Source organism: Pseudomonas sp. KH_046_2, assembly GCF_057838985.1.
In genome coordinates this window covers 5467122-5488992 of record NZ_CM174480.1, presented here as the reverse complement: position 1 = coordinate 5488992, position 21871 = coordinate 5467122, and the positions used below count along the sequence as shown (strand labels likewise).

The 21871-nt window shown below is 61.4% G+C and carries 20 protein-coding genes; 11 read left to right on the top strand and 9 right to left on the bottom strand.

Annotation, left to right across the window (positions count from 1 at the left end):
• Positions 1-65 precede the first annotated feature (65 nt).
• Positions 66-518: an Lrp/AsnC family transcriptional regulator gene (locus AC3IX1_RS24970; protein WP_007990688.1), complete on the bottom strand. Its 453-nt coding sequence runs from the start codon at positions 516-518 to the stop codon at positions 66-68.
• Positions 519-683: 165 nt separating this feature from the next.
• Here AC3IX1_RS24970 and yedA point away from each other — a divergent pair, with 165 nt between their 5' ends.
• Positions 684-1616: a drug/metabolite exporter YedA gene (gene yedA / locus AC3IX1_RS24965; protein ID WP_489386188.1), complete on the top strand. Its 933-nt coding sequence runs from the start codon at positions 684-686 to the stop codon at positions 1614-1616.
• A 65-nt stretch (positions 1617-1681) separates the two neighbouring features.
• On the top strand, positions 1682-3022 hold the full coding sequence (rhlE1, locus tag AC3IX1_RS24960; RefSeq protein WP_489386187.1) for an RNA helicase RhlE1: 1341 nt from the start codon (positions 1682-1684) through the stop codon (positions 3020-3022).
• Between the two features lie 106 nt (positions 3023-3128).
• Here rhlE1 and AC3IX1_RS24955 read toward each other — a convergent pair whose 3' ends face one another.
• Together AC3IX1_RS24955 and AC3IX1_RS24950 are read right to left on the bottom strand one after the other, a co-directional pair.
• Positions 3129-4370: a TIGR03862 family flavoprotein gene (locus AC3IX1_RS24955; protein WP_489386186.1), complete on the bottom strand. Its 1242-nt coding sequence runs from the start codon at positions 4368-4370 to the stop codon at positions 3129-3131.
• Positions 4371-4651: 281 nt separating this feature from the next.
• The gene (locus AC3IX1_RS24950) at positions 4652-5572 is read right to left on the bottom strand and encodes a histone deacetylase family protein (protein ID WP_489386185.1); all 921 of its coding nucleotides are present in this window, start codon (positions 5570-5572) and stop codon (positions 4652-4654) included.
• A gap of 78 nt (positions 5573-5650) precedes the next feature.
• Here AC3IX1_RS24950 and AC3IX1_RS24945 point away from each other — a divergent pair, with 78 nt between their 5' ends.
• From AC3IX1_RS24945 to AC3IX1_RS24935, 3 genes are all read left to right on the top strand, one after another.
• On the top strand, positions 5651-6220 hold the full coding sequence (locus AC3IX1_RS24945) for a GNAT family N-acetyltransferase (RefSeq protein ID WP_489386184.1): 570 nt from the start codon (positions 5651-5653) through the stop codon (positions 6218-6220).
• Between the two features lie 104 nt (positions 6221-6324).
• Positions 6325-7194, top strand: coding sequence for an acyl-CoA thioesterase II (gene tesB / locus AC3IX1_RS24940; RefSeq protein ID WP_489386183.1), 870 nt, complete (start codon positions 6325-6327; stop codon positions 7192-7194).
• On the top strand, positions 7191-7784 hold the full coding sequence (locus tag AC3IX1_RS24935) for an HAD family hydrolase (protein ID WP_046041727.1): 594 nt from the start codon (positions 7191-7193) through the stop codon (positions 7782-7784). Before tesB ends, AC3IX1_RS24935 begins: the two co-directional genes overlap by 4 nt.
• 123 nt (positions 7785-7907) lie before the next feature.
• Here the strand turns inward: AC3IX1_RS24935 and AC3IX1_RS24930 are convergent, their stop codons facing one another.
• The 4 genes from AC3IX1_RS24930 to AC3IX1_RS24915 all read right to left on the bottom strand — a co-directional run bounded on the left by AC3IX1_RS24930 (position 7908) and on the right by AC3IX1_RS24915 (position 12588).
• Positions 7908-8867: an alpha/beta hydrolase gene (locus AC3IX1_RS24930; RefSeq protein ID WP_489386182.1), complete on the bottom strand. Its 960-nt coding sequence runs from the start codon at positions 8865-8867 to the stop codon at positions 7908-7910.
• Positions 8868-9761, bottom strand: coding sequence for a KPN_02809 family neutral zinc metallopeptidase (gene ypfJ / locus AC3IX1_RS24925; RefSeq protein ID WP_489386181.1), 894 nt, complete (start codon positions 9759-9761; stop codon positions 8868-8870). It lies immediately after the preceding gene.
• 124 nt (positions 9762-9885) lie between these two features.
• A complete protein-coding gene (ypfJ, locus tag AC3IX1_RS24920) occupies positions 9886-10737 on the bottom strand; it encodes a KPN_02809 family neutral zinc metallopeptidase (RefSeq protein WP_489386180.1) in 852 nt (283 codons plus the stop codon).
• 117 nt (positions 10738-10854) lie between these two features.
• Complete coding sequence (locus tag AC3IX1_RS24915; RefSeq protein ID WP_489386179.1) at positions 10855-12588, bottom strand: FAD-dependent oxidoreductase; 1734 nt, start codon at positions 12586-12588, stop codon at positions 10855-10857.
• A gap of 176 nt (positions 12589-12764) precedes the next feature.
• Between AC3IX1_RS24915 and AC3IX1_RS24910 the strand changes: the two genes are divergently transcribed.
• From AC3IX1_RS24910 to AC3IX1_RS24895, 4 genes are all read left to right on the top strand, one after another.
• Positions 12765-13541 carry an IclR family transcriptional regulator gene (locus AC3IX1_RS24910; RefSeq protein WP_489386178.1) on the top strand — a complete coding sequence of 259 codons (777 nt, stop codon included), beginning with the start codon at positions 12765-12767 and terminating at the stop codon, positions 13539-13541.
• Between the two features lie 223 nt (positions 13542-13764).
• Positions 13765-14820, top strand: coding sequence for a Gfo/Idh/MocA family protein (locus AC3IX1_RS24905; RefSeq protein WP_489386177.1), 1056 nt, complete (start codon positions 13765-13767; stop codon positions 14818-14820).
• 2 nt (positions 14821-14822) lie between these two features.
• Positions 14823-15638: a sugar phosphate isomerase/epimerase family protein gene (locus AC3IX1_RS24900; protein ID WP_489386176.1), complete on the top strand. Its 816-nt coding sequence runs from the start codon at positions 14823-14825 to the stop codon at positions 15636-15638.
• Between the two features lie 110 nt (positions 15639-15748).
• Entirely contained in the window at positions 15749-16627 is an 879-nt protein-coding gene (locus tag AC3IX1_RS24895) for a DMT family transporter (protein WP_489386175.1), read from the top strand.
• Positions 16628-16690: 63 nt separating this feature from the next.
• On the opposite strand, the gene AC3IX1_RS24890 is transcribed toward AC3IX1_RS24895, so the two are convergent.
• The gene (locus tag AC3IX1_RS24890) at positions 16691-18028 is read right to left on the bottom strand and encodes an MFS transporter (protein ID WP_489386174.1); all 1338 of its coding nucleotides are present in this window, start codon (positions 18026-18028) and stop codon (positions 16691-16693) included.
• Between the two features lie 268 nt (positions 18029-18296).
• On the opposite strand from AC3IX1_RS24890, the gene quiC reads away from it, so the two are divergent.
• On the top strand, positions 18297-20198 hold the full coding sequence (quiC, locus tag AC3IX1_RS24885; RefSeq protein WP_489386173.1) for a 3-dehydroshikimate dehydratase QuiC: 1902 nt from the start codon (positions 18297-18299) through the stop codon (positions 20196-20198).
• Between the two features lie 102 nt (positions 20199-20300).
• The gene (locus AC3IX1_RS24880; protein ID WP_489386172.1) at positions 20301-20978 is read left to right on the top strand and encodes a TetR/AcrR family transcriptional regulator; all 678 of its coding nucleotides are present in this window, start codon (positions 20301-20303) and stop codon (positions 20976-20978) included.
• A 36-nt stretch (positions 20979-21014) separates the two neighbouring features.
• Here the strand turns inward: AC3IX1_RS24880 and AC3IX1_RS24875 are convergent, their stop codons facing one another.
• On the bottom strand, positions 21015-21869 hold the full coding sequence (locus AC3IX1_RS24875; RefSeq protein ID WP_489386171.1) for a shikimate dehydrogenase: 855 nt from the start codon (positions 21867-21869) through the stop codon (positions 21015-21017).
• Between the last annotated feature and the right edge of the window lie 2 nt (positions 21870-21871).

Below are 21871 nucleotides of genomic sequence, written 5' to 3'. Positions count from 1 at the left end.
TGTGAATTCTAAACCGCAATCGCGAGCAGGCTCGCTCCTACAGGGGGGGCTGCTGTGTCCTTGGGTTACTTGCCATTCCCTTCGATATGCCCCAACGGCACCCGCTTCTCTATCGCACTCGACAACACAATCGACGTCTTGCTGAACCCGAACGTGGCGATCCGGTTGATCAGCTCTTCCAGCTCCGGCATCGAGCCCACCGCCGCTTGCATGATCACGCACGGATCACCTGTCACCCGGTGACATTCGGTCAATTGCGGGATTTTGATCAGGTCGTCGTAGGCTTTCTGGTTGCCGTGCTGGTTCAGGCGCAGTTCGATCACGCACTGGATCGGCAGCCCGAGCTTGGCCATGTCGACTTTCGCCTGATAGCCGGTGATCACGCCACTGGCTTCGAGTTTGGCCACGCGCTCGGCCACGGCCGGGGCGGACAGGTTGACCTTGCGCGCCAGGTCCGCGTAGGACGCGCGACCGTTTTCCAGCAGGGCGCTGAGCAGCATGCGGTCGTACTTATCCATCGGGGTGACTCCTGAAAATGGTCGACTTTCGAAAACACGGTTTATAGCGCTGAACTCCGTGTTTTGAAAAGTGTACTGGCGCTTTAAACAGGTTTTGTAACTTATTTTTCGACGCTGGCCTTTCTAGAATAGCCGTTCACTTGTCCTTGCCTGTGAGCTGCCCCCATGTCCGGCCTTCGTCGCTTTCCCTTACCCCTGATCGCTGCCTTCTTCGCCTTGTATGTGATTTGGGGCTCGACCTACCTGGTGATCCGCATCGGCGTGGAATATTGGCCGCCGTTGCTGCTCGCCGGCATCCGCTTCGTCATTGCCGGGACCTTGATGTACGCCTTTCTGCGCTGGCGCGGGGCGCCGGCGCCGACCTGGGCGCAGTGGAAAGCCGCCGGAGTCATCGGGATTTTGCTGCTGGCGTGCGGCAACGGCGCGGTGAGCGTGGCCGAGCACACGGGCGTGGCCTCCGGGGTGGCGGCTTTGGCGGTGGCGACGGTGCCGCTGTTTACCTTGCTGTGCGGATATTTCTGGGGCGCGCGTAATACCCGTCTGGAATGGGCCGGGATCGTGCTCGGGCTGATCGGCATCGGCATGCTCAACCTCGGTTCCAACCTGCAATCGAGCCCGTTGGGCGCGGCCCTGCTGATTTTTGCTGCGGCAACCTGGGCCTTTGGCTCGGTGTGGAGCAAACACTTGCCGTTGCCTCAGGGCGCGATGGCCAGCGCTGTGGAAATGCTGGTGGGCGGTGTGGTGTTGCTGATCGCCAGCGCAGTCAGCGGTGAGCACCTGGAAAGGGTGCCGCCGATCGAAGGCTGGGCTGCGTTGGCGTATCTGACCGTGTTCGGTTCGATCATCGCCTTCAACGCCTACATGTACCTGTTGAAGCACGTGCGTCCGGCCGCGGCCACCAGTTATGCCTACGTCAACCCGGCGGTGGCGGTGTTGTTGGGGATCGTGTTCGTCGGCGAAACCATCGGTATCGAAGAAGCCCTGGCGATGGCTGTGATCATCAGCGCCGTGGTGCTGATTGGCCTGCCGCAGTGGCGTCGCACGTCAGAGCGGCCAGTGGTGGCGACGGCAGTACCGACAGAATCCCGTGTGAATTAGGGTAAACTGCGCGCCATTGCACACTCGTTTTGCACAACCGCGCTGAATTTTCCTACGGTACTCCCATGACTTTCGCCACCCTTGGCCTGATCGAACCCTTGCTGCGCTCCCTCGAGACGCTCGGCTACCAGACTCCGACGCCGGTTCAGGCGCAAGCCATTCCGGCGGTGCTGGCCGGTCGTGACCTGATGGCCGCCGCCCAGACCGGCACCGGCAAGACCGCCGGTTTCGCCCTGCCGCTGTTGCAACTGCTGGCCATGGAAGGGCCGAAAGTCACCGCCAACTCGGTCCGCGCGCTGATCCTGGTGCCGACCCGCGAACTGGCCGAGCAGGTTCACGAAGCCGTGCGCCAGTACGCCGAGAACCTGCCGTTGCGCACCTACGCGGTATACGGCGGCGTCAGCATCAACCCGCAAATGATGAAGCTGCGCAGCGGTGTCGACCTGTTGGTGGCGACCCCGGGCCGCTTGCTCGACCTGTTCCGCCAGAACGCGCTGAAGTTCAACCAACTGCAGACCCTGGTGCTGGACGAAGCCGACCGCATGCTCGACCTGGGCTTTTCCGAAGAACTGGCGAACATTTACCGCGCGCTGCCGAAGAAACGTCAGACGTTGCTGTTCTCTGCGACCTTCTCCGATGACATACGCCTGCTGGCCGGGCAGATGCTCAACGATCCGCTGAGCATCGAAGTCAGCCCACGCAACGTTGCGGCCAATACCGTCAAGCAATGGATCGTGACGGTGGACAAGAAGCGCAAGCCGGAACTGTTCGTGCACCTGATGCGCAAGGGCAAGTGGAGGCAGGTGCTGGTGTTCGCCAAGACCCGCAACGGCGTGGATGCGCTGGTGGATAAACTTCAGGGCCTGGGCATCAATGCCGACGGTATCCATGGCGACAAGCCCCAGGCGACCCGCCAGCGTGCACTGGATCGTTTCAAGGCGAGCGAAGTGCAGATCCTGGTCGCTACCGATGTGGCGGCCCGTGGCCTGGACATCGAAGACCTGCCGTTGGTGGTCAACTTCGATTTGCCGATCGTCGCTGAGGACTACATCCACCGCATCGGTCGTACCGGCCGCGCGGGTTCGACCGGCGAGGCGATTTCCCTGGTCTGCGCCGATGAAGTGAATCTGCTGTCGGCCATCGAGATGCTGACTCGCCAGACCCTGAAGCGGCAGAACGAGCCCGACTTCGAGCCCGAGCACCGTGTGCCGGACACCGATGCCAGTGGTCAGGTCGTCAAGAAGCCGAAAAAACCGAAGAAGCCCAAGGCTTCCGGTGGCGGCGGCGGTAAACGCAATCTGGGTCGGTGGGTGGATAGCGGTGAGGTTGCGCCGGCGGAGCCTTCGATCAAGCCTGTGCGCAAGGTGCCGGTGTTCAATACCGGGCCGCGCAAGCGCAAGCCTTAATAGCGGTAGCGTCGGCTAGATCGCCTTCGCGAGCAGGCTCGCTCCTACAGTTGGAATGCATTTTCCTGTAGGAGTGAGCCTGCTCGCGATGGACGCGCCTCGGTCTTTAGCTCTTGCGCTGCAACCACTCCACCATCCCCAACCCCGCCGCCCGCCCACTGGCGAAACACGCAGTCAGCAGATAGCCGCCGGTCGGCGCTTCCCAATCGAGCATTTCCCCGGCGCAGAACACGTCAGGCAGTTGCTTGAGCATCAATCGCTCATCCATCGCCTCGAACAACACTCCGCCAGCACTGCTGATGGCCTCGTCCAGTGGTCGGGTTTTCACCAGTGTCAGTGGCAATGCCTTGATCGATTTGGCCAGCAAGGCCATGTCGGCAAAGCAGTCGGCGCTGGTCAGTTCACGCAATAGCGCCGCTTTGACCCCATCGATACCCAGCTGACTGTGCAGGTGCTTGGCCATGGAGCGCGATCCCCGGGGCTTGCTCAACGCCGTCTGAACTTTATCCACAGGCCGGCCGGGCAACAGGTCCAGATGAATGGTTGCTGAACCGTGCTGGTTGATCGCCTCGCGGATCGGTGCCGACAGGGCGTAGATCAGACTGCCCTCGATTCCGGTTGCGGTAATCACACATTCGCCGAGCCGCGGAACGTCATCGTTAAGGCCGATGGCGATGTTTTTCAGCGGCGCGCCGGCGAACTTGCTGACCATCAATTCGCTCCAGGCCTGCACCTCGAAGCCGCAATTACTCGGTTGCAACGGCGCCAGTCCTACGCCCTGTTGCTCCAGTGGCAGCATCCACGCGCCGTCCGAGCCCAACCGCGACCAGCTGCCGCCACCGAGGGCGAGCAGGGTGGCATCGGCCTGCACGGTTTTTTCGCCTTCCGGGCTGCCGATGCGCAATCCGCCACGCTCGTCCCAGCCGAGCCAGCGGTGGCGGGTGTGGATAACTACGCCACTGTCGCGCAGGCGTTTGAGCCAGGCGCGCAGCAGCGGCGCGGCTTTCATGTCGGTGGGGAATACCCGGCCGGAACTGCCGACGAAGGTTTCGATGCCCAGGTCATGAATCCACTGGCACAACGCTTCGGCGCCGAAGCCGCGCAGCAGCGGGGCGATCTGCGGGGCGCGTTCGGCGTAGCGCGAGAGAAACGCCGGGTAGGCTTCGGAGTGCGTGATGTTCATGCCGCCGACGCCGGCCAGGAGGAATTTTCGTCCGACTGAAGGCATGCCGTCGTACAGGTCGACCTTGATCCCGGCCTGGCTCAGCACTTCGGCCGCCATCAAACCGGCAGGGCCGCCGCCGATGATGGCGACGTGAGGGGGGAGGGCTGAGGAGGATTGGGTCATGGGATGCGCTGCGGTCTGGCGGGATAAGCCGCGCATTCTACCAGCCCCGCCCCCTGTAGGAGCGAGCCTGCTCGCGATGGCGGCGGTACATTCAGCATCTGTGGGCCTGACAGACCGCTATCGCGAGCAGGCTCACTCCTACAGGGTTTAGAGGTGTCTTTGAAAGGGTGGTTAAAAAACGACCATCTCTCTGTAGCCTATAAACCGTGTGGGCTGTAGCCCCTTTCACTCAGGTTATCCACAGGCAGTTCCACAGGCATTGTGGGTAAAGCATCCACAGCTCAATGACAACCTGATGACTGCCAGACGCGCTGCGCGCTGTGATGAAGGATGCCGTGACGGCGGGCCAGGGCCTGGCGATCCTTGCTGTAGCCGCCGCCGATCACCCCGACCAGCGGAATGTCACGGCCCAGGCAATGGCGCATCACGCTTTCATCGCGGGCGGCGATGCCTTCGTCTGTCAGCTTCAGATAACCCAGAGCGTCGTCCTTATGCACATCGACCCCGGCGTCATACAGCACCAGATCCGGTTGGTAGAGCGGCAGCAGGTAGTTGAGTGCATCGTCCACCACCTTCAGGTAGTCGGCATCGCCCATGCCATTGGGCAGCGGAATGTCCCAATCACTTTCGGCCTTGCGCGCAGGAAAATTCTTTTCGCAGTGCAGGGAAACGGTCACCGCCTCCGGAGTGTTGTGCAGTATTCGTGCGGTCCCGTCGCCCTGATGCACGTCGCAATCGAAGATCAGCACTCGGTTCACCCGACCACTTTCCAGCAGGTAATGACTGATCACCGCCAGGTCATTGAAGATACAGAACCCGGCCGGGTAGTCGTAGTGCGCATGGTGGGTGCCGCCCGCCAGGTGACAGGCCAGACCATGCTCCAGCGCCTGCTCGGCCGCCAGCAACGAGCCACCGACCGCCCGTACCGTACGCCGGGCCAAGGCTTCGTTCCAGGGCAGGCCGAGGCGGCGCTGGTCTTCGCGGGATAATTCGCCACTCATGTAGCGCTCGATGTACGAAGGGTCATGGGCGAGGGCGAGAATCTCTGCGGGACACAGTTCCGGGCGCAACAGGTCGGCATCGCAGGTCAGTCCGCTGCCCACCAGGTGATCGCGCAACAGGCGGAACTTGTCCATGGGGAAGCGGTGATCCGCCGGAAACTCGGGACTGTAGTCTTCGTGATAAATCAGCGGGAGCGGCATGATGATTTCATTCAGGAATGAGAGAAGGATCCTACCAGCGTTGTAGACTTGCGGCATGCAATCGGAGGGCGGGGAGCAATGGAGCCAATACTGGAACTTGAAAGCGCTCGGCTGCTGTTGCGCCAGTGGCGTGATGAAGATTTACCTGACTTTGCGGCGATGTGTGCCGATCCGCAGGTGATGCGCTATTTTCCGGAAACCTTGAGCCGGCTGGAAAGCGCGTCATTGATCGGGCGAATCCGTGGTCATTTCGCCGAGCACGGTTATGGTCTCTGGGCTTTGCAGCGAAAGGACTCTGGCCAGTTCATCGGGTTTACCGGGCTTGGCGTTGTTGGTTTCGACGCACCCTTTACTCCTGCCACGGAAATCGGCTGGCGCCTGGCCCGCGAGCACTGGGGCTTGGGTTACGCCAGTGAAGCGGCGTGGACCGCTCTGCGCTGCGGGTTCGACCGCTTGCCGCTGAAAGAAGTGGTGGCCTTCACGACGCAATCCAATCTGCCTTCAGAGAAAGTCATGCAGGCCATCGGCATGCACCATGATCCGGCGGATGACTTCGATCACCCGCGACTCGACGCCGGTCACCCGTTGCGTCGCCATGTGCTGTATCGCATCAGCCGCGAGCAATGGCTGCAAACCTTGCATGGATAACCTGACACGGACGTTTACAATGGCCCTCATGGGCAGAGTCCAGAAACTGAATCGAGCGTTGCAGCCAAGGCTGCGCGGCAATGTTTTGCGTGAGGAGCATCTGAATGAGCCAAGTGTTGGATGATCTGGTCGACCTGCTGACCCTGGAGCCGATCGAGGAAAACCTGTTCCGTGGCCGTAGCCAGGACCTGGGTTTTCGCCAGTTGTTCGGTGGACAGGTCCTCGGCCAGTCGCTGTCGGCGGCCAGTCAGACGGTTGAAGAAGCGCGTCATGTGCATTCGATGCACGGCTATTTCCTGCGTCCTGGCGATGCCGGGTTGCCGGTGGTGTATCAGGTTGACCGGGTGCGTGACGGTGGCAGTTTCAGCACGCGTCGGGTGACGGCGATCCAGAAGGGCCACCCGATCTTCACGTGCAGTGCGTCGTTCCAGTACGACGAAGTAGGCTTCCAGCACCAGACCGCAATGCCGGTAGTGGTCGGCCCGGAAAACCTGCCCTCGGAGCTGGAGATCACCCAGCAGCGCGCGCACCTGATCCCCGAGAAAATGCGCGAAAAACTGCTGTGCCCCAAGCCGATCGAATTTCGCCCGGTGACCGAGAAAGATCCCTACAACCCGCTGCCCTCCGATCCGATCAAGTACGTCTGGTTCCGCGCCGACGGGGCTTTGGCCGATTCGCCGGCGCTGCATAAATACCTGCTGGCCTATGCATCGGACTTCGGTCTGCTGGTCACCTCGATGCAGCCCCACGGCAAATCGGTCTGGCACAAGGACATGCAGGTCGCCAGCCTCGATCACGCGCTGTGGTTCCACCAGGATCTGCGTGCCGATGACTGGCTGCTCTACGCGATGGACAGTCCGTGGGCCGGCAACTCCCGTGGATTCTCCCGTGGCAGCGTGTTCAACCGCGCCGGGCAACTGGTGGCCTCGGTCACCCAGGAAGGCTTGATCCGTCACCGTAAGGATTGGGCGTGAGCCTGGCCGACGTGCGTCACTGGGTGTTCGACATGGACGGCACCCTGACGGTGGCCGTGCACGATTTCGCGGCGATTCGCGTGGCATTGGCGATTCCTGCTGAACACGACATCCTGACCCACCTCGCCGCACTGCCGGCCGAGGAGGCCGCCGCCAAGCATGCGTGGTTGCTGGAGCACGAACGGGACCTGGCCCTCGGTTCGCAACCGGCACCGGGCGCGGTGGAACTGGTGCGCGAGCTGGCCGGGCGCGGTTATCGCCTGGGCATTCTCACGCGCAATGCCCGGGAGCTGGCACATGTCACGCTGGAGGCCATTGGCCTGGCCGACTGTTTTGCACTGGAGGATGTATTGGGCCGTGATGATGCGCCGCCCAAACCGCACCCGGGCGGGTTGCTGAAACTGGCCGAAGCGTGGAAGGTGCCGGCGAGCGAGATGGTGATGGTCGGTGATTACCGCTTCGATCTCGATTGTGGGCGAGCGGCGGGGGCACGGACTGTGTTGGTGAATCTGCCGGATAATCCATGGCCGGAATTGACCGATTGGCATGCGGCGGATTGTGTTGAGTTGCGGCAGATGCTGTTGGCTTGAGGGCCTCATCGCGGGCAAGCCCGCTCCCACAGTGATCTTCAGTGTACATAAATGTTGTGTACTGCCGAGAACCCTGTGGGAGCGGGCTTGCCCGCGATGGCGTCAGATCAGGCACTGCAAAGCCTACTGCCCAAACAACGCCTTCTGCCCCTCCGGCGATGTAAACATCCCGTCCCCGTCATGCCCGACCCCGGGCACTTCAATCAGTTGCTGCTTCAACCCTTGCGGTTGCAACCTCTTCAGATAATCGAAGTAGTAACGCCCGCGAGCCAATCGGGACGGCCCTTGCGCCCTGGCTTCACAACTTTTATCCAGCGCAGAATGATTCGGGTCGGTGTCCTGCTGCCCCAGCAGATAAACGACTTCACGCTTGAGGTAACTTTCCTGTAACTGCGCGGCGGTTTGTCCTTCGGCGTAGGCCGGTAAATCCGCCAACCCGTACTTCCAGCGATGGAAGTTCGGGCAACCGGCGTGGCTGAACGCCACGGGCCGGCGCTCATCGAAATAAGCGTAGGAGGACGGATTGGCGATCACGTAGCGCACCTGCACGCCGGCCGCATCGAGCTCGGATTGCGCGTGGCCGAGCAATGCATAGCGCTGAACCACCTGCGCGCCGCCGGAGTGCCCGGCGATGACGATTTGCTTCACATCCGGAAACTGCTGACGGTCACCCAACCGGGCGATGATTTCGTCGAGCGCCGCGTAGGAACTCAGCCGAAACGGCGCCGTGGATTCGCCACCGGCCATCCATTCATTGCCTTGCCAGCGCAAAACGGTGTCGGCCACCGGATGGACCGCAACGTCGGTTTCATTGAGGAATTGCGGGGCGATTACCAGGGTCGTTGCGCTTTGCCCGGCCAGTTCGGCCGCGTGCTCACCGCTTTGCAGATAGGTTTGCGCGTTGCGCAAGCGACCGTGGAGGATGATCAGCACCCGTTCGATTTTTGCCGGGGCGGGGCTGATGCCCACCGCGATTTCACCTGATTTCAACAGCAGGCGCCCTGAGCTGAGGTCTTTGACCCCATGCTCGGCGGCCTGGGACGTTGCGCAAGTAAACAGAACAACCAACAACCACTTCTTCATTTACAGATTTTTCGCCGCAAAGGTATCGCACTGGCCAACCTGGCCTTGGGCGAAACCGGTTTTGAACCAGCGCACCCGTTGCGCCGACGTACCGTGTGTGAACGAGTCCGGGACCACGCGGCCCTGACCCTGCTGCTGCAAACGATCGTCGCCGATGGCGTTCGCTGCGTTCAATGCTTCTTCGATGTCGCCAGGCTCCAGCCAGTTCAGGCGCTTCTGCGCATTGTTGGCCCAGACGCCGGCCAGGCAATCGGCCTGAAGTTCCTGGCGAACCAGCAAACCGCCGTCGCCTTCCATCTGCCGGCCTTGTTGGCGTGCTGCCTGAATTTTCGCGGACACCCCAAGCAGGGTCTGCACATGGTGTCCGACTTCGTGAGCGATCACGTAGGCCTGGGCGAAGTCGCCCGCGGCGGAAAAGCGTTGGGACATCTCCTGGAAGAACGCCATGTCCAGGTAAACCTTCTGGTCGGCCGGGCAATAGAAGGGGCCGGTCGCCGAGGTGGCCAGACCGCAGGCCGAATTCACGCGGTTGCTGAACAACACCAGGGTCGGGTCCTTATATTGGCGGCCGGCCTGCTGGAATATCGCGCCCCAGGTGTCCTCGGTATCGCCGAGGATCGAGCGCACGAATTCAGCGCTCTCATCATTGGCCGGCGGTGCCTGGCGACTCTGGTTGGTGGCGGGCGCCGATTGCTGCTCCATTTGTCCGGCCAGTTGTCCGAGGATCTGCAATGGGTCCTGGCCGGTGATCCAGCCGATGCCGACAATCAGGAGGATCGCCGTCAGGCTCAAGCCCTTGCCACCGCCAAAACGCATGCCGCCGCCACCGCCGCCAACATCATCGCCACGGGCGTCGACCACGTTGTCGCTGCGTCGGCCTTTTTTCCATAGCATGTAGAAATCCTCAGGTTGTCCGTGCGATGAGTGTTGCTGTTGAGTGGGAGCGGCGCCAGTCCGGTCGTCAGACAGCCTTAAACGGTGGCGGTTCTATTCCTCCGGGCTTCATAGACGGACGGGGTCACAGGTGCTCGGTGGCAAAGGTGTCGCATCCCTCCGGCAGGCCTGTGGCGAAGCCGGTCTTGAACCAGTCCACGCGCTGCTGTGAGGTGCCGTGGCTGAATGTCTCGGGCCGGACGGTCCCGTTTTTGGACCGTTGCAGGTTGTCATCCCCGAACACTGCGGCGGCCTGTAGAGCGCCTTCGATATCGCCGGGTTCCAGCCAGTCCAGCCGCCGTTGCGCATGATGTGCCCAGACCCCGGCCAGGCAATCGGCCTGCAGCTCCGCGCGCACCTCCAGGCCGCCATCACCACTGACGGGTTGCTGATTGAGCAACGCGTTCTCGAACGGTTCGGACAGTCCCAGCTCAAGTTGCACGTGGTGGGCGACTTCATGAGCAATGACGTACGCCCGCGCGAAGTCACCGATGAAGGAGTACTGCTGTTCCAGCTTCTTGAAAAATTCCAGATCGAGATAGACCTGCCGGTTGCTCGGGCAATAGAACGGACCGCTGCTGGAACCGGCGTAACCACAGGCCGAGACCATGCCATCGTTGTACAGCGTCAGTTCGGGTGGTGGATAGTGCCGTCCCGTTTGGGCAAAGATTTGTTTCCAGGTGTCTTCGGTATCGCCCAGCACTGACTGAACAAACGCCAGTTGCAGGTCTTCTGCGGGTTCAAACGACAGGGCGGCGGGGGGCAGGGTGTTCGTGGGAGCATCCGGTGTGGTGCCCAGTGTCGAGTATAATCCGGTGCTGACCAGCGCAATGGCGGCCAGTCCGGCGCCGAGTGTTTTCCCTGTGACGATGCGGGCATCCTTGCCCTTGCGCGTATCGTTCACGTTGTCGCTGCGTCTTGCCTTGGTCCATAACATGGTTGCGGTCCCTCATAGATTGATGGCGCGTTTTCGCCGGCTCTATGAATAACCGCACTGACAAAGGTGTGCGGCAGAAATGTGTAAGGATTGGTAAGGCCTCTTGCACTACGACGTCTATTGCGAGTCCTTTTCATAAGCAGTGACGCCTGCGATATGGCGCGCGGCGATGTAGCCGAAGGTCAGCGCCGGGCCGAGATTGATGCCGCCAGCGGGGTAGTGACCGCCCATGATGCTGGCCATGTCGCCGCCTGCTGCGTACAGGCCGGCGATGGGGTGCGCCGCGTCATCCAGGACCTGGGCATGTTGGTTGACCTTGAGTCCGGCGAAGGTGCCGAAGCAGCCCGGCTGGACTTTCACGGCATAGAAGGGGCCTTGTTCGATCGGCGCGACGCATGGGTTGGGTCGTTGCAGTGCGTCACCCTGCTTGCGGTTGTAGGGCGTGGAACCACGACCGAACTGCGGATCCTCGCCGTTGCGCGCGTGGCGGTTGTAGTCCGATATGGTGGTGCGCAAGCCAACCAGGTCGATGCCGCAGGCTGCAGCCAATTCCTCAAGGGTGTCGCCGGTTTTCAGATAGCCGCTGCGGATGAAGGATGACAGCGGCACCGGAAATGGCCGAGAGATGCCCAGGCCATAACGACGTTGAAAACCATGGGTGCAGATCAGCCACGACGCCACTTCTTCACCCGGCGGGGCGGCGGCGACCATGGCCGTTACATAGTCGTAGTAGCCGTTGGCTTCATTGACGAAGCGCTGGCCGTTGCTCAGCACACCGATGATGCCGGGTTTGCCCCGCTCGATGATGTGCGGGAAGTGTCCCGTGCTGCCGTCGCTGTGTGGCACCTGCGATACCGGCGCCCAGGCGACGGCTGACGCCATGTCGCTATTGACCCGGGCGCCGGCACTTTCGCCCAGGCGCAGGCCATCGCCGCAAACGCCGAGGGGCGGCAAGGCCAGATGCTCATGCCCGGTCGGGGTACGGGGGAACAGGGCCTTGCGGCGCGCGATGTCATTGGCGAAACCACCCGCGGCGAGCACCACGGCCTTGCGTGCATGGATGCGCACCGAACCTTTGGCGGTGATGACCACTGCACCTCGTACCTGATCATTCTCGCGCAGCAATCGGGTCACGGGCGCTGATTCCCAGAGCAACACGCCGAGGTCTTCAGCGGACTTTGCCAGGCGCGCCACCAAGGCCACGCCGTTGACCAATTGCATCGCCCGGCCATGCATGGCGAGGTCGAACAGGTGACGGCTGAAGCGCCGCGTAACGTGCCAGGCCGCCGACAGCGAACGGGTCAGGTTGAGGAATGCCGTGAGGTCCACCCCCGCCATGATCGGCATGCCCATGAACGAGGTTTCCCGCATGGTTTTGCGCAGACGCTTGAGCAGTGTGCCGACTTTTCGTGCGTCATAAGGGGCGGCGATCACCGAGCGTCCACCAGTGCCAGCCCCGGGCGTGTCGCCATGAATGTCGGCAATGGCGTTGCCGTCGGCGAACTGCAGCGAGGTGTGCTGCTCGAAGAACGACACCATCCGCGGACCGGCTTCCAGGAAAGCGTCGATCATCGCCGGATCAAAACGCTCGCCCAGTTCGTGTTTCAGGTAAGTGCGCGGCAGTTCAACGTCTTCGACGATGCCCGCGCGTCGGGCCAGCGGGTTGCAGGGCACCCAGGCCCAGCCACCGGACCAGGCCGTGGCACCGCCGAACACCGGGTCCTTTTCCACCACTATGACTTTCAGGCCGTGCCACGCGGCGGTCACGGCCGCCGACAGTCCCGCCGCACCGGAGCCAACGATCAGCACATCGCAGTCGATGTCGGGAAGGAAGTGCGCTTCGGCAGGCATTGATTGAGCTCCGATGTTTTATTGTTTTGGAATCTGGTTCCAGAAAATATAAGAATCAGGTGAGGCCGAACAAGTCTGGAGGGCGTAAAGCGGGCGGTTATCGAACGTCCAGTTCCAGATTTCGCATTCGTGCGGTTGTCTTCTAGAATCGAGCAAATTTTTGCGTGGAAGCGACCATGGCCGGCAGTCAGATCGAACGTGTTTTCAGTGTGCTCGAAAGCCTCACCAGCGATCCTCGTGGCCTGCCGATGCAGACCCTGGCGGAGCAACTGGACATTCCCAAAAGCGCGACTCATCGCCTGCTGGCCGAGCTGATCCGCCTCGGTTATGTGCGGCAGAATCCGGATAATCTGCGTTATCACCTCTCGACCAAACTGGTGGCGATGGGCTTCCGTTACCTGTCGAGCAGCGGTGCCGACATCGTGCAGCCGGTGCTTGACCGGCTGGCTCAGGAAACCGGCGAACTGGTGCGTCTTGGGGTGATCGACGGCGAACGTCAGACCTGGATCGCCAAATCCCAGGGCGCACGTTCCGGTCTGCGTTACGACCCGGACATGGGCCGCGATGCACCGTTGTTTTACACCGCCTCGGGGCATGCGTGGCTGGCGTGCATGAGCGATGCCGAAGCCTTGTCGCTAGTGGAACGGCAGGGCGCGCAGGTGCCGGAACATGTGGGACCGAATGCGCCGCGCTCGAACATCGAATTGCTCGAACGCCTGCGTCTGGCGCGGGATCAGGGCTACGCCTGGGTCGAGGAGAGCTCGGCGGTCGGCACTTCGGCGATTGCGGCAGTGGTGCGCCATCCCGCCGATGGGCGGGTGATCGGTGTGCTCAGCATCGCCGGGCCGAGTGCACGGATGCCGGGAGCGCGGCTGCATGAGCTGGCGCCGTTGTTGCTGGCGTACACCGAGGAGTTGTCGGCGGCGAGTTTGGCGTCGGAGTTGTTCGTCTGAGTCTGGAGTAAATCCCTGTGGGAGCGAGCTTACTCGCGATGGCGGACTGTCAGCCAATGAAGATGTTGGATTCAAGTCCCTCATCGCGAGCAGGCTCGCTCCTACAGTTTTAAAGCTGTGCGCTGTTCGAACACTTTCAGGACAGGTCTGTGTAAGAATCTGGAACCAGGTTCTAAATTATTGGAGTTCATCGCTCCAATAACACTCACAAGAGGACCGCATCTTGAATTCGCCACTTCGCATCGCCCTGATCGGTGCTGGCAACATGGGCCAGCAGCACTATCAGCATCTGCAATCCCTGACTGAAGCGACGTTTTGCGCCGTGGCCGATCCCGGACCGCAGGCGGCCAGTCTTGCGGCGCAATGGGGCGTAGCCTGTTTCGCCGATCATCGTCAGATGCTGGAGCAGGCGAAGCCAGACGCTGTCATCGTCGCCAACCCGAACACGCAGCACGTCAGCACGGCCCTCGATTGCCTCGCGGCCGGCGTGCCGGTACTGCTGGAAAAACCGGTGGGCGTGCACCTGGATGAAGCCAGGGCGCTGGTGGCTGCCTCGAAGGCCAGTGGCGTTCCGGTACTGGTCGGACATCACCGCCGGCACAATCCGCTGATCGTCCGCGCCCACGAGCTTGTCCGCAGCGGCGCATTGGGTCGGTTGACCACGGTCACGGCGCTCTGGCAGTTGCGCAAGCCCGACAGCTACTTTGAAACACCCTGGCGCCGCGAGGCCGGTGCGGGGATGTTGTTGACCAACCTGATCCACGACCTCGATCTGCTGCGGCATTTGTGCGGTGAAGTGCGTCAGGTTCAGGCCATCACCAGCAATGCCATTCGCGGGTTTGCCAATGAGGATTGCGCAGCGGTGTTGCTGCAATTCGACAACGGTGCACTGGGCAGCCTGACCGGCTCCGATGCGGTGGCCGCGCCCTGGAGCTGGGAGCTGGATTCGGGGGAGAACCCGGTGTACCCGCGTCATCCTGATCAACCGTGCTACTTGCTGGCAGGAACGGGTGGGGCGCTGAGCATTCCGCAGCTTAAACGCTGGCACTACAACGAAGTCGACGGCGGCTGGCATCAACCGTTGCTGGCAATCCAGGAAAGCTTCAGTGCCGATGAAGCCCTGCGTTTGCAGTTGCAGCACTTCGTGCGTGTTGCGCGGCGGGAGGTCGAGCCGCTGGTGAGTGCCGCCGATGCCGCGCGTACGTTGGCGCTGATCGAAGCCATCCGCGAAGCCGCCGAAACCGGGCGTGCCTGTACGCCATCCTTGATCGAGGGTTGAGCATGAGCGAGCGTATCTTCTCCCTGGCCAGCCTGACCGTGCTGGAGTTGTCACCGCCCGATATGGTCGAGGTCGCCGCGCGGGCCGGTTACAGCCATGTCGGCTTGCGTCTGGTACCGGCGACCCCGGAGGAGCACCATTTTGCCCTGGTGGCCGACCACGAATTGCGGCGCCAGACCCTGGCGCGTCTGCGCGATACCGGTATTCGGGTGCTGGACGTCGAAATCCTGCGGCTCAAGCCGGAAACCGTCGTCGCCGATTTCGAGAAAATTCTCGCAGTGGGTGCCGAGTTCGGCGCCAGTGAATTGCTGGTGGCCGGTAACGATCCTGACGAACAGCGGCTGACGGAGCATTTTGCCGAGCTCTGTGATCTGGCGGCAGCCTATGGGCTGCACCCGCACCTGGAGTTCATGCCCTGGACCGATGCGCGCAATCTTCAACAAGCCACGCGTATCGTGGAAAACGCCGGGCGTGAAAATGGCGGCGTACTGGTCGACGCCTTTCACTTCGACCGCTCTGGATCGCGGCTGGAAGAACTGGTCAAAGTTGCCCCCTCACGGTTACGGTATGCACAGTTGTGTGACGTCGCAGGACCACGGCCGGCCGATATGGCGGAGATCTTGCGTCAGGCGCGTAACGAACGGCGCTTCCCCGGCGATGGCGATTGTGACCTGCCGGGGTTGTTGCGCGGTTTGCCGGCTGACATTCCATTGAGCCTGGAGATACCCACCGTGCGGTTGCTGGAGCAGGGCGTGAGTGGATTGGACCGAGCGCAGATGGCGCTGGATAAAACCCGGGAATTGTTGGCGCGGCTCTAATCGGTGCTGCGCACTTATCGCGGGGCAAGCCACGCTCCCACAGGTTCTATGCTGACTGGGTGGAAGCGTGGTTTGCCCGTGATGCTTTTGATTTCAAGTAAGGAAACCCAATGACCGTCAGCACCCCGCTTTCCGGCGTCAATCAGCCCTTCAAAGGGATCTTGCTGATCATTGTCGCAACCTTCCTGTTTTCCAGCCACGACGCCTTTTCCAAATACCTTTCCGGTTTCTATCCCATCGTCATGGTGGTCTGGGCGCGTTACGTGGTTCATACCTTGCTGATGGCCGGGATTTTCCTGCCGCAATCCGGGCTGGGGGTGCTGCGTACCAAACGACCATTGCTGCAGGTGATCCGGGCGCTGTGCCTGCTGGGCACCAGTCTGTTTTTCACCACGGGACTGATGTACATCCCGTTGGCCGAGGCCACGTCGGTCAACTTCCTTGCTCCGGTACTGGTCACCGCATTGTCGGTGCCGCTGCTTGGCGAGCGGGTGACGCGGGGACAATGGCTGGCGGTGATTTTCGGTTTTAGCGGGGTGCTGATCATCGTTCACCCCGGTGGTGATTTGTTCACCCCGGCGGTGTTGCTGCCGTTCTGCTCGGCGCTGTTTTTCTGCTTCTATCAACTGCTGACCCGAAAGCTCAGCGAGATCGACAGCCCGACCACCAGCAACTTCTTCGCAGGTTTGTGCAACACGCTGGTGATGAGTGCGCTGGTACCGTTCTTCTGGCAGACGCCGAACCTGGTGCATGGCGCGATGATGCTGGCGCTGGGGGCCTGCGGGATGACGGCTCACCTGTTCCTGACCCAGGCTTTCCGTCTTGCGGCACCGGCACTGCTGGCACCGTTCAGCTATTGCCAGATCATCTTCGCCGGCCTGCTGGGCTGGTTGCTGTTTGCCCATACGCCGACCCTGACCACCGTGCTCGGCATTGCCGTGATCTGCTGCAGCGGATTGGCAGCGGCCTGGCAACAAAGCCGCCGCTAAGCTGCGGCAAAACGCAGACAATAAAAAGCGCAGGCCCGAGATCGGGCCTGCGCCGAGGGAACATCAGTCTTCTATTTTCGGAATCTTGCGCGGTGCCATGAAGTACATCCAGGTCAGCGCAATGAAGTACATCGTCGGAATCATGGTGAACAGCACGGTGTAGTTGTTGTTGGTGATGGTCAGGATGTGGCCGACCAACTGGGTCATGAACATCCCGCCAATCGCCGCACACATGCCGCCGAAACCGAACACCGTACTCATCATGTGCTTGGGCGTGTAGTCCATCACCAGGCTCCAGATGTTCGCGGTCCAGGCCTGGTGCGCGCCGATGGCCAGGGAGATGGCGGCCACTGCGACCCACAGGTTGCTGGAGCCGGCCGCCATGATCACGCCGATGATGCAGCACGCGAACAGGAACATGGACATCAGTCGCGCCTTGATCGGGTTGACGCCGCGACCGATCAGGAACGAGGAGAGGATGCCGCCGCCAACGCTACCGAAGTCGGCAGTGAGGTAGATGATGATCAGCGGGATACCCATCTGGGTGACGTTGATGCCCAGGTTGTATTGCTGGTTGAGGAACGGTGGCAGCCAGTACAGGTAGAACCAGAACACCGGCGCGGTGATCGAGTAGGCGAGGGCGAAGGCCCAGGTGCCACGCATGCGCAGGATTTTCGAGAACGGTACGCGGGTTTGTTCCGGTTCGACTTCGTTCTGGATGTAGTCCAGTTCCGACTGTTTGACGCTCGGGTGGTCTTCCGGGTTGAAGTACTTCAGGCCCCAGAACAGCAACCAGATCCCGCCCAGTGCCGCCATGCACAGGAACGCGGCCTGCCAGCCCCAGACGTGCAGGATCAGCGGCAGCAGCATGGGTGTGAACATCGCACCGACGTTGGTGCCGGCGTTGAAAATGCCGGTGGCCACGGCGCGCTCGCCGGCCGGGAACCACAGGCGCGTGGTTTTCACGCACGCCGGGTAATTGGCAGCTTCGGTCAGGCCGAGGATGAATCGGCAAACCATGAAGCCGACCGCCGAAGTGGCCAGGCCGTGGGCGCCGGTCGCCAGGCTCCAGAGCAGCACCGCGCAGAAGAACACGCGCTTGACACCGACCCGGTCGATCAAGCGGCCTTGCAGCACGAAACCGATGGCGTAACCGACCTGGAACCAGAAGTTGATGTTGGCGTAGTCCATCGCCGTCCAGCTCATTTCCTTGGCCAGGATTGGCTGCATCACGCCCAGGGCGGCGCGGTCGATGTAGTTCAGGGTGGTGGCGAAAAACACCAGCGCCAGCATGCCCCAACGGGTTTTACCGACCGCCATGGCGCCGCGGATTTTGTCGCCGATGCCACCGGCAGTGACGTTCATGGCCGGAGCCATGCGTGAGCTTTGGGAAGGAATCATGTGTACCACCCGTTTTTTGAATTTGTTATTTGGTGTATTGGACATCGCGGCCGGTGCTGCGTGTCCGGACTTAATGTGAGGACGATGTTGCGCAGTGGACAAAAAATCGTCAATTCGCCAACCACCATTGTGTTCGATAATCGAACACAAAACTAACTGGGTAGTACACTTTAAATTGCCCAATGGACATCTCGGCTCAATAATCCGCTCACTCTTTTAAAAGCGGCGCAAATTCCCTGTAGCCGAAGCCTCCACCGGGAGCCGAAACATGCAGCGTTCCATTGCCACCGTATCCTTGAGCGGTACCCTGCCGGAAAAACTCGAAGCCATTGCCGCGGCCGGTTTCGACGGCGTCGAGATTTTCGAGAACGACCTTCTCTACTACGACGGTAGTCCACGGGAAATTAAACAGATGTGCGCCGATCTCGGGATCGCCATCACCCTGTTTCAACCGTTCCGCGATTTCGAAGGCTGCCGCCGCGATCGCCTGTCGCGCAACCTGGAACGTGCCGAGCGCAAGTTCGACCTGATGCAGGAACTGGGCACTGACCTGGTGTTGGTGTGCAGCAACGCCTCGGCCGAGTCTATCGGTGATGAACGGATTCTGGTCGACGATTTGCGCCTGCTGGCTGAACACGCCGGGGCACGCGGCCTGCGCATCGGTTACGAAGCGCTGGCCTGGGGCCGGCATGTGAACACGTATCAACAGGTGTGGAACATCGTGCGTCAGGCCGATCACCCAAGCCTCGGCGTGTTGCTGGACAGCTTTCATACCCTGTCGCTCAAGGGCGATCCAAGCGCTATCGCCGAGATTCCCGGGGACAAGATTTTCTTCGTGCAAATGGCTGACGCGCCGATCCTGGCCATGGACGTGCTGGAGTGGAGCCGGCATTTTCGCTGCTTCCCAGGCCAGGGTGAATTCGACTTGCCGGGGTTCCTCGCGCCGATCATCAAGAGCGGCTACACCGGGCCGCTGTCGCTGGAGATCTTCAACGACGGTTTCCGCGCCGCGCCGCCACGGGCCAACGCGGCCGACGGTTTGCGTTCGTTGCTGTACCTGGAAGAGAAAACCCGCGAGCGTCTGGCGCAGGAAACCAAGCCTGCGGCCAGCCCTGAGATTCTGTTCGAAACGCCCAAGGCCAGTGAGTACAACGGCATCGAGTTTCTGGAGTTTGCCGTGGACGAAAGCCTCGGCGCCAAGCTCGCCCATTGGCTGGAGCGACTGGGTTTCGTCAAGGCCGGGCAGCATCGTTCCAAGAGCGTCAGCCTGATGCGCCAGGGCGATATCAATTTGATCCTCAATTCCGAGCCTTACTCCTTCGGTCACAGTTTTTTCGAAGCCCACGGCCCTTCGTTGTGCGCCACCGCCGTGCGGGTCAAGGACAGCGCCAGCGCGCTGGCCCGAGCCGTGGCTTACAAGGGCCAGCCTTATCGCGGGCTGGTGGGCCCCAATGAACTGGAACTCGCTGCGGTACGTGCGCCGGATGGCAGCCTGATCTATCTGGTGGACCAGGATGCCGACGTCTACGGCACCGACTTCAATCTGCTGGCGGATGCGCCGGTCAGCGGTGGCCTCAAGCGCATCGACCACATGGCCATGGCACTGCCGGCCGACAGCCTCGACAGCTGGGTGCTGTTCTATAAGAGCCTGCTGGATTTCGAGGCCGACGATGAAGTCGTGCTGCCGGATCCTTATGGTCTGGTGAAGAGCCGTGCCTTGCGCAGTCGCGACAGTTCGATCCGCCTGCCACTGAACATTTCCGAGAACCGCAACACCGCAATCTCACACGCGCTGTCGAGTTATCGCGGCTCCGGCGTGCATCACATCGCGTTTGATTGTGATGACATCTTTGCCCAGGTCAGCCGTGCAAAAGAGGCGGGCGTGCCGCTGTTGGATATTCCGCTCAACTACTACGATGACCTGGCGGCACGGTTCGATTTCGACGACGAGTTTCTCAGCGAACTGGCCTACTACAATGTGTTGTACGACCGCGATGCCCAGGGCGGTGAGCTGTTTCATGTGTACACCGAACCGTTCGAGGGGCGATTCTTCTTCGAGATCATCCAGCGTAAAAACGGTTATGCCGGCTACGGTGCGGCCAACGTCGCGGTGCGGTTGGCGGCCATGGCCAAATCCCGTAGCGGCGCATTGCGCCAGGCGAAGTTGTAGGTAATTCGTAAACGCGGGATTAAACGTGGGCCGCGCGGCTTCCTTCACTGTGCCGCGCGGCCCATAATCGCCAGCCTGTGCAGTGATGGCCGTGAGCCCGCAATGACAATGACTTCAGAACTCCCCGCAGCCTCCGTAGAACCTGGTGCCGAGCCGCGCAAGAGTCGCAAGAACAACCCGGAAAAGACCCGCGAAAACATCCTGCAAGAGGCGATTGTCGAATTCGTCCAGCAGGGGCTTTCCGGTGCGCGCGTCGATGCCATCGCCGAGCGCATCCACACCTCCAAGCGCATGATCTATTACTACTTCGGCAGTAAGGAGCAGCTCTACGTCGAGGTGCTGGAGAAACTCTACGGCGATATCCGCAACACCGAAAACCGCCTGCACCTGGCGGAACTGGCGCCGGTCGAAGCCATTCGGCGGCTGGTGGAGTTCACCTTCGATCACCATGATCGCAACGTCGATTTCGTGCGCATCGTCAGTATCGAGAACATTCACAACGCCGAGTTCGTGAAGCGCTCCGATGCGATCAAGGCGATGAACAACACTATCCTCGATTCACTGGGCGAGATTCTGCGTCGCGGCGCCGAGCAGGGGCTGTTCCGTACCGGTCTTGATCCGCTGGATGTGCATCTGTTGATCAGTTCGTTCTGCTTCTATCGCGTCTCGAACCGCCACACCTTTGGTGAGATTTTTCAGATCGACCTGCCGGACGAACGCATCAAGCAGCGTCATCGGGAGATGATTTGCGAGTCGGTCCTGCGGTACCTGCAAGCCTGATGCGAGGTGAGGGGATTGCCCCCTCACTTCACTCATTCAGTCATTCATGCTCTGGAAATGCTCAAGCATCCGCTGGGCATCCGGCACCACGCCGCTGAACAGTTCGAACGCCTTCACCGCCTGAAACACCGCCATGTTGCCGCCGTCCAGCGTCCGGCAACCGAGGGCGCGGGCGTGGCGCAGCAGTTCGGTTTCCAGCGGGAAGTAGACGATCTCCGCTACCCACAACACGGCCCGCAGCAATTCCACCGGCACCGGCATGCCCGGCAGCTTTTTCATGCCCATCGGCGTGGTGTTCACCAGGCCGTCAGCCTGGGCCATGGCGCTGGCCAGGTCATACCCGGCCACCGCCCGACTGACGCCGAAATGCTGATTGAGATTGTCAGCCAGATCCTGGGCGCGACGGATGTCCACGTCAAAAATGCTCAGCTGTTGTACGCCTTCGCTCAACAACGCGTGGGCCACCGCCGCACCTGCGCCGCCGGCGCCCATCTGTACGACACGTTCAACGGCAACGCCCTTCAAGCCACGGCGAAAACCCTCGGCAAAGCCCAGGCAATCGGTGTTGTGGCCGATGCGTTTGCCATCCTTGAGCACCACCGTGTTGACCGCACCGATACCGCGGGCCTCCGGCGAGAGTTCGTCGAGCAGCGGGATGATCGCCTGCTTGCAGGGAAAGGTAATGTTCAGCCCGGTGTAGTTCATGCGCTCGGCAGCCATCAACAGGTCGGGCAGGGCGTTGCTGTCGAGCTTCAACTGATCAAGATCAATCAGGCGATACAGGTAGCGCAGCCCCTGGGCATCGCCTTCGTGCTCGTGCATGGCTGGTGTTCGGGAAGCCTGGATGCCGGCGCCAATCAGCCCGGCCAGTATCACGTGGTTCTGAGTCACGG

Bases quoted from the DNA above. Each gene is read 5' to 3' on its own strand.
- AC3IX1_RS24970 (WP_007990688.1), bottom strand. From the start codon at position 518: ATGGATAAGTACGACCGCATGCTGCTCAGCGCCCTGCTGGAAAACGGT.
- yedA (WP_489386188.1), top strand. From the start codon at position 684: ATGTCCGGCCTTCGTCGCTTTCCCTTACCCCTGATCGCTGCCTTCTTC.
- rhlE1 (WP_489386187.1), top strand. From the start codon at position 1,682: ATGACTTTCGCCACCCTTGGCCTGATCGAACCCTTGCTGCGCTCCCTC.
- AC3IX1_RS24955 (WP_489386186.1), bottom strand. From the start codon at position 4,370: ATGACCCAATCCTCCTCAGCCCTCCCCCCTCACGTCGCCATCATCGGC.
- AC3IX1_RS24950 (WP_489386185.1), bottom strand. From the start codon at position 5,572: ATGCCGCTCCCGCTGATTTATCACGAAGACTACAGTCCCGAGTTTCCG.
- AC3IX1_RS24945 (WP_489386184.1), top strand. From the start codon at position 5,651: ATGGAGCCAATACTGGAACTTGAAAGCGCTCGGCTGCTGTTGCGCCAG.
- tesB (WP_489386183.1), top strand. From the start codon at position 6,325: ATGAGCCAAGTGTTGGATGATCTGGTCGACCTGCTGACCCTGGAGCCG.
- AC3IX1_RS24930 (WP_489386182.1), bottom strand. From the start codon at position 8,867: ATGAAGAAGTGGTTGTTGGTTGTTCTGTTTACTTGCGCAACGTCCCAG.
- ypfJ (WP_489386181.1), bottom strand. From the start codon at position 9,761: ATGCTATGGAAAAAAGGCCGACGCAGCGACAACGTGGTCGACGCCCGT.
- ypfJ (WP_489386180.1), bottom strand. From the start codon at position 10,737: ATGTTATGGACCAAGGCAAGACGCAGCGACAACGTGAACGATACGCGC.
- AC3IX1_RS24915 (WP_489386179.1), bottom strand. From the start codon at position 12,588: ATGCCTGCCGAAGCGCACTTCCTTCCCGACATCGACTGCGATGTGCTG.
- AC3IX1_RS24910 (WP_489386178.1), top strand. From the start codon at position 12,765: ATGGCCGGCAGTCAGATCGAACGTGTTTTCAGTGTGCTCGAAAGCCTC.
- AC3IX1_RS24900 (WP_489386176.1), top strand. From the start codon at position 14,823: ATGAGCGAGCGTATCTTCTCCCTGGCCAGCCTGACCGTGCTGGAGTTG.
- AC3IX1_RS24895 (WP_489386175.1), top strand. From the start codon at position 15,749: ATGACCGTCAGCACCCCGCTTTCCGGCGTCAATCAGCCCTTCAAAGGG.
- AC3IX1_RS24890 (WP_489386174.1), bottom strand. From the start codon at position 18,028: ATGATTCCTTCCCAAAGCTCACGCATGGCTCCGGCCATGAACGTCACT.
- quiC (WP_489386173.1), top strand. From the start codon at position 18,297: ATGCAGCGTTCCATTGCCACCGTATCCTTGAGCGGTACCCTGCCGGAA.
- AC3IX1_RS24880 (WP_489386172.1), top strand. From the start codon at position 20,301: ATGACAATGACTTCAGAACTCCCCGCAGCCTCCGTAGAACCTGGTGCC.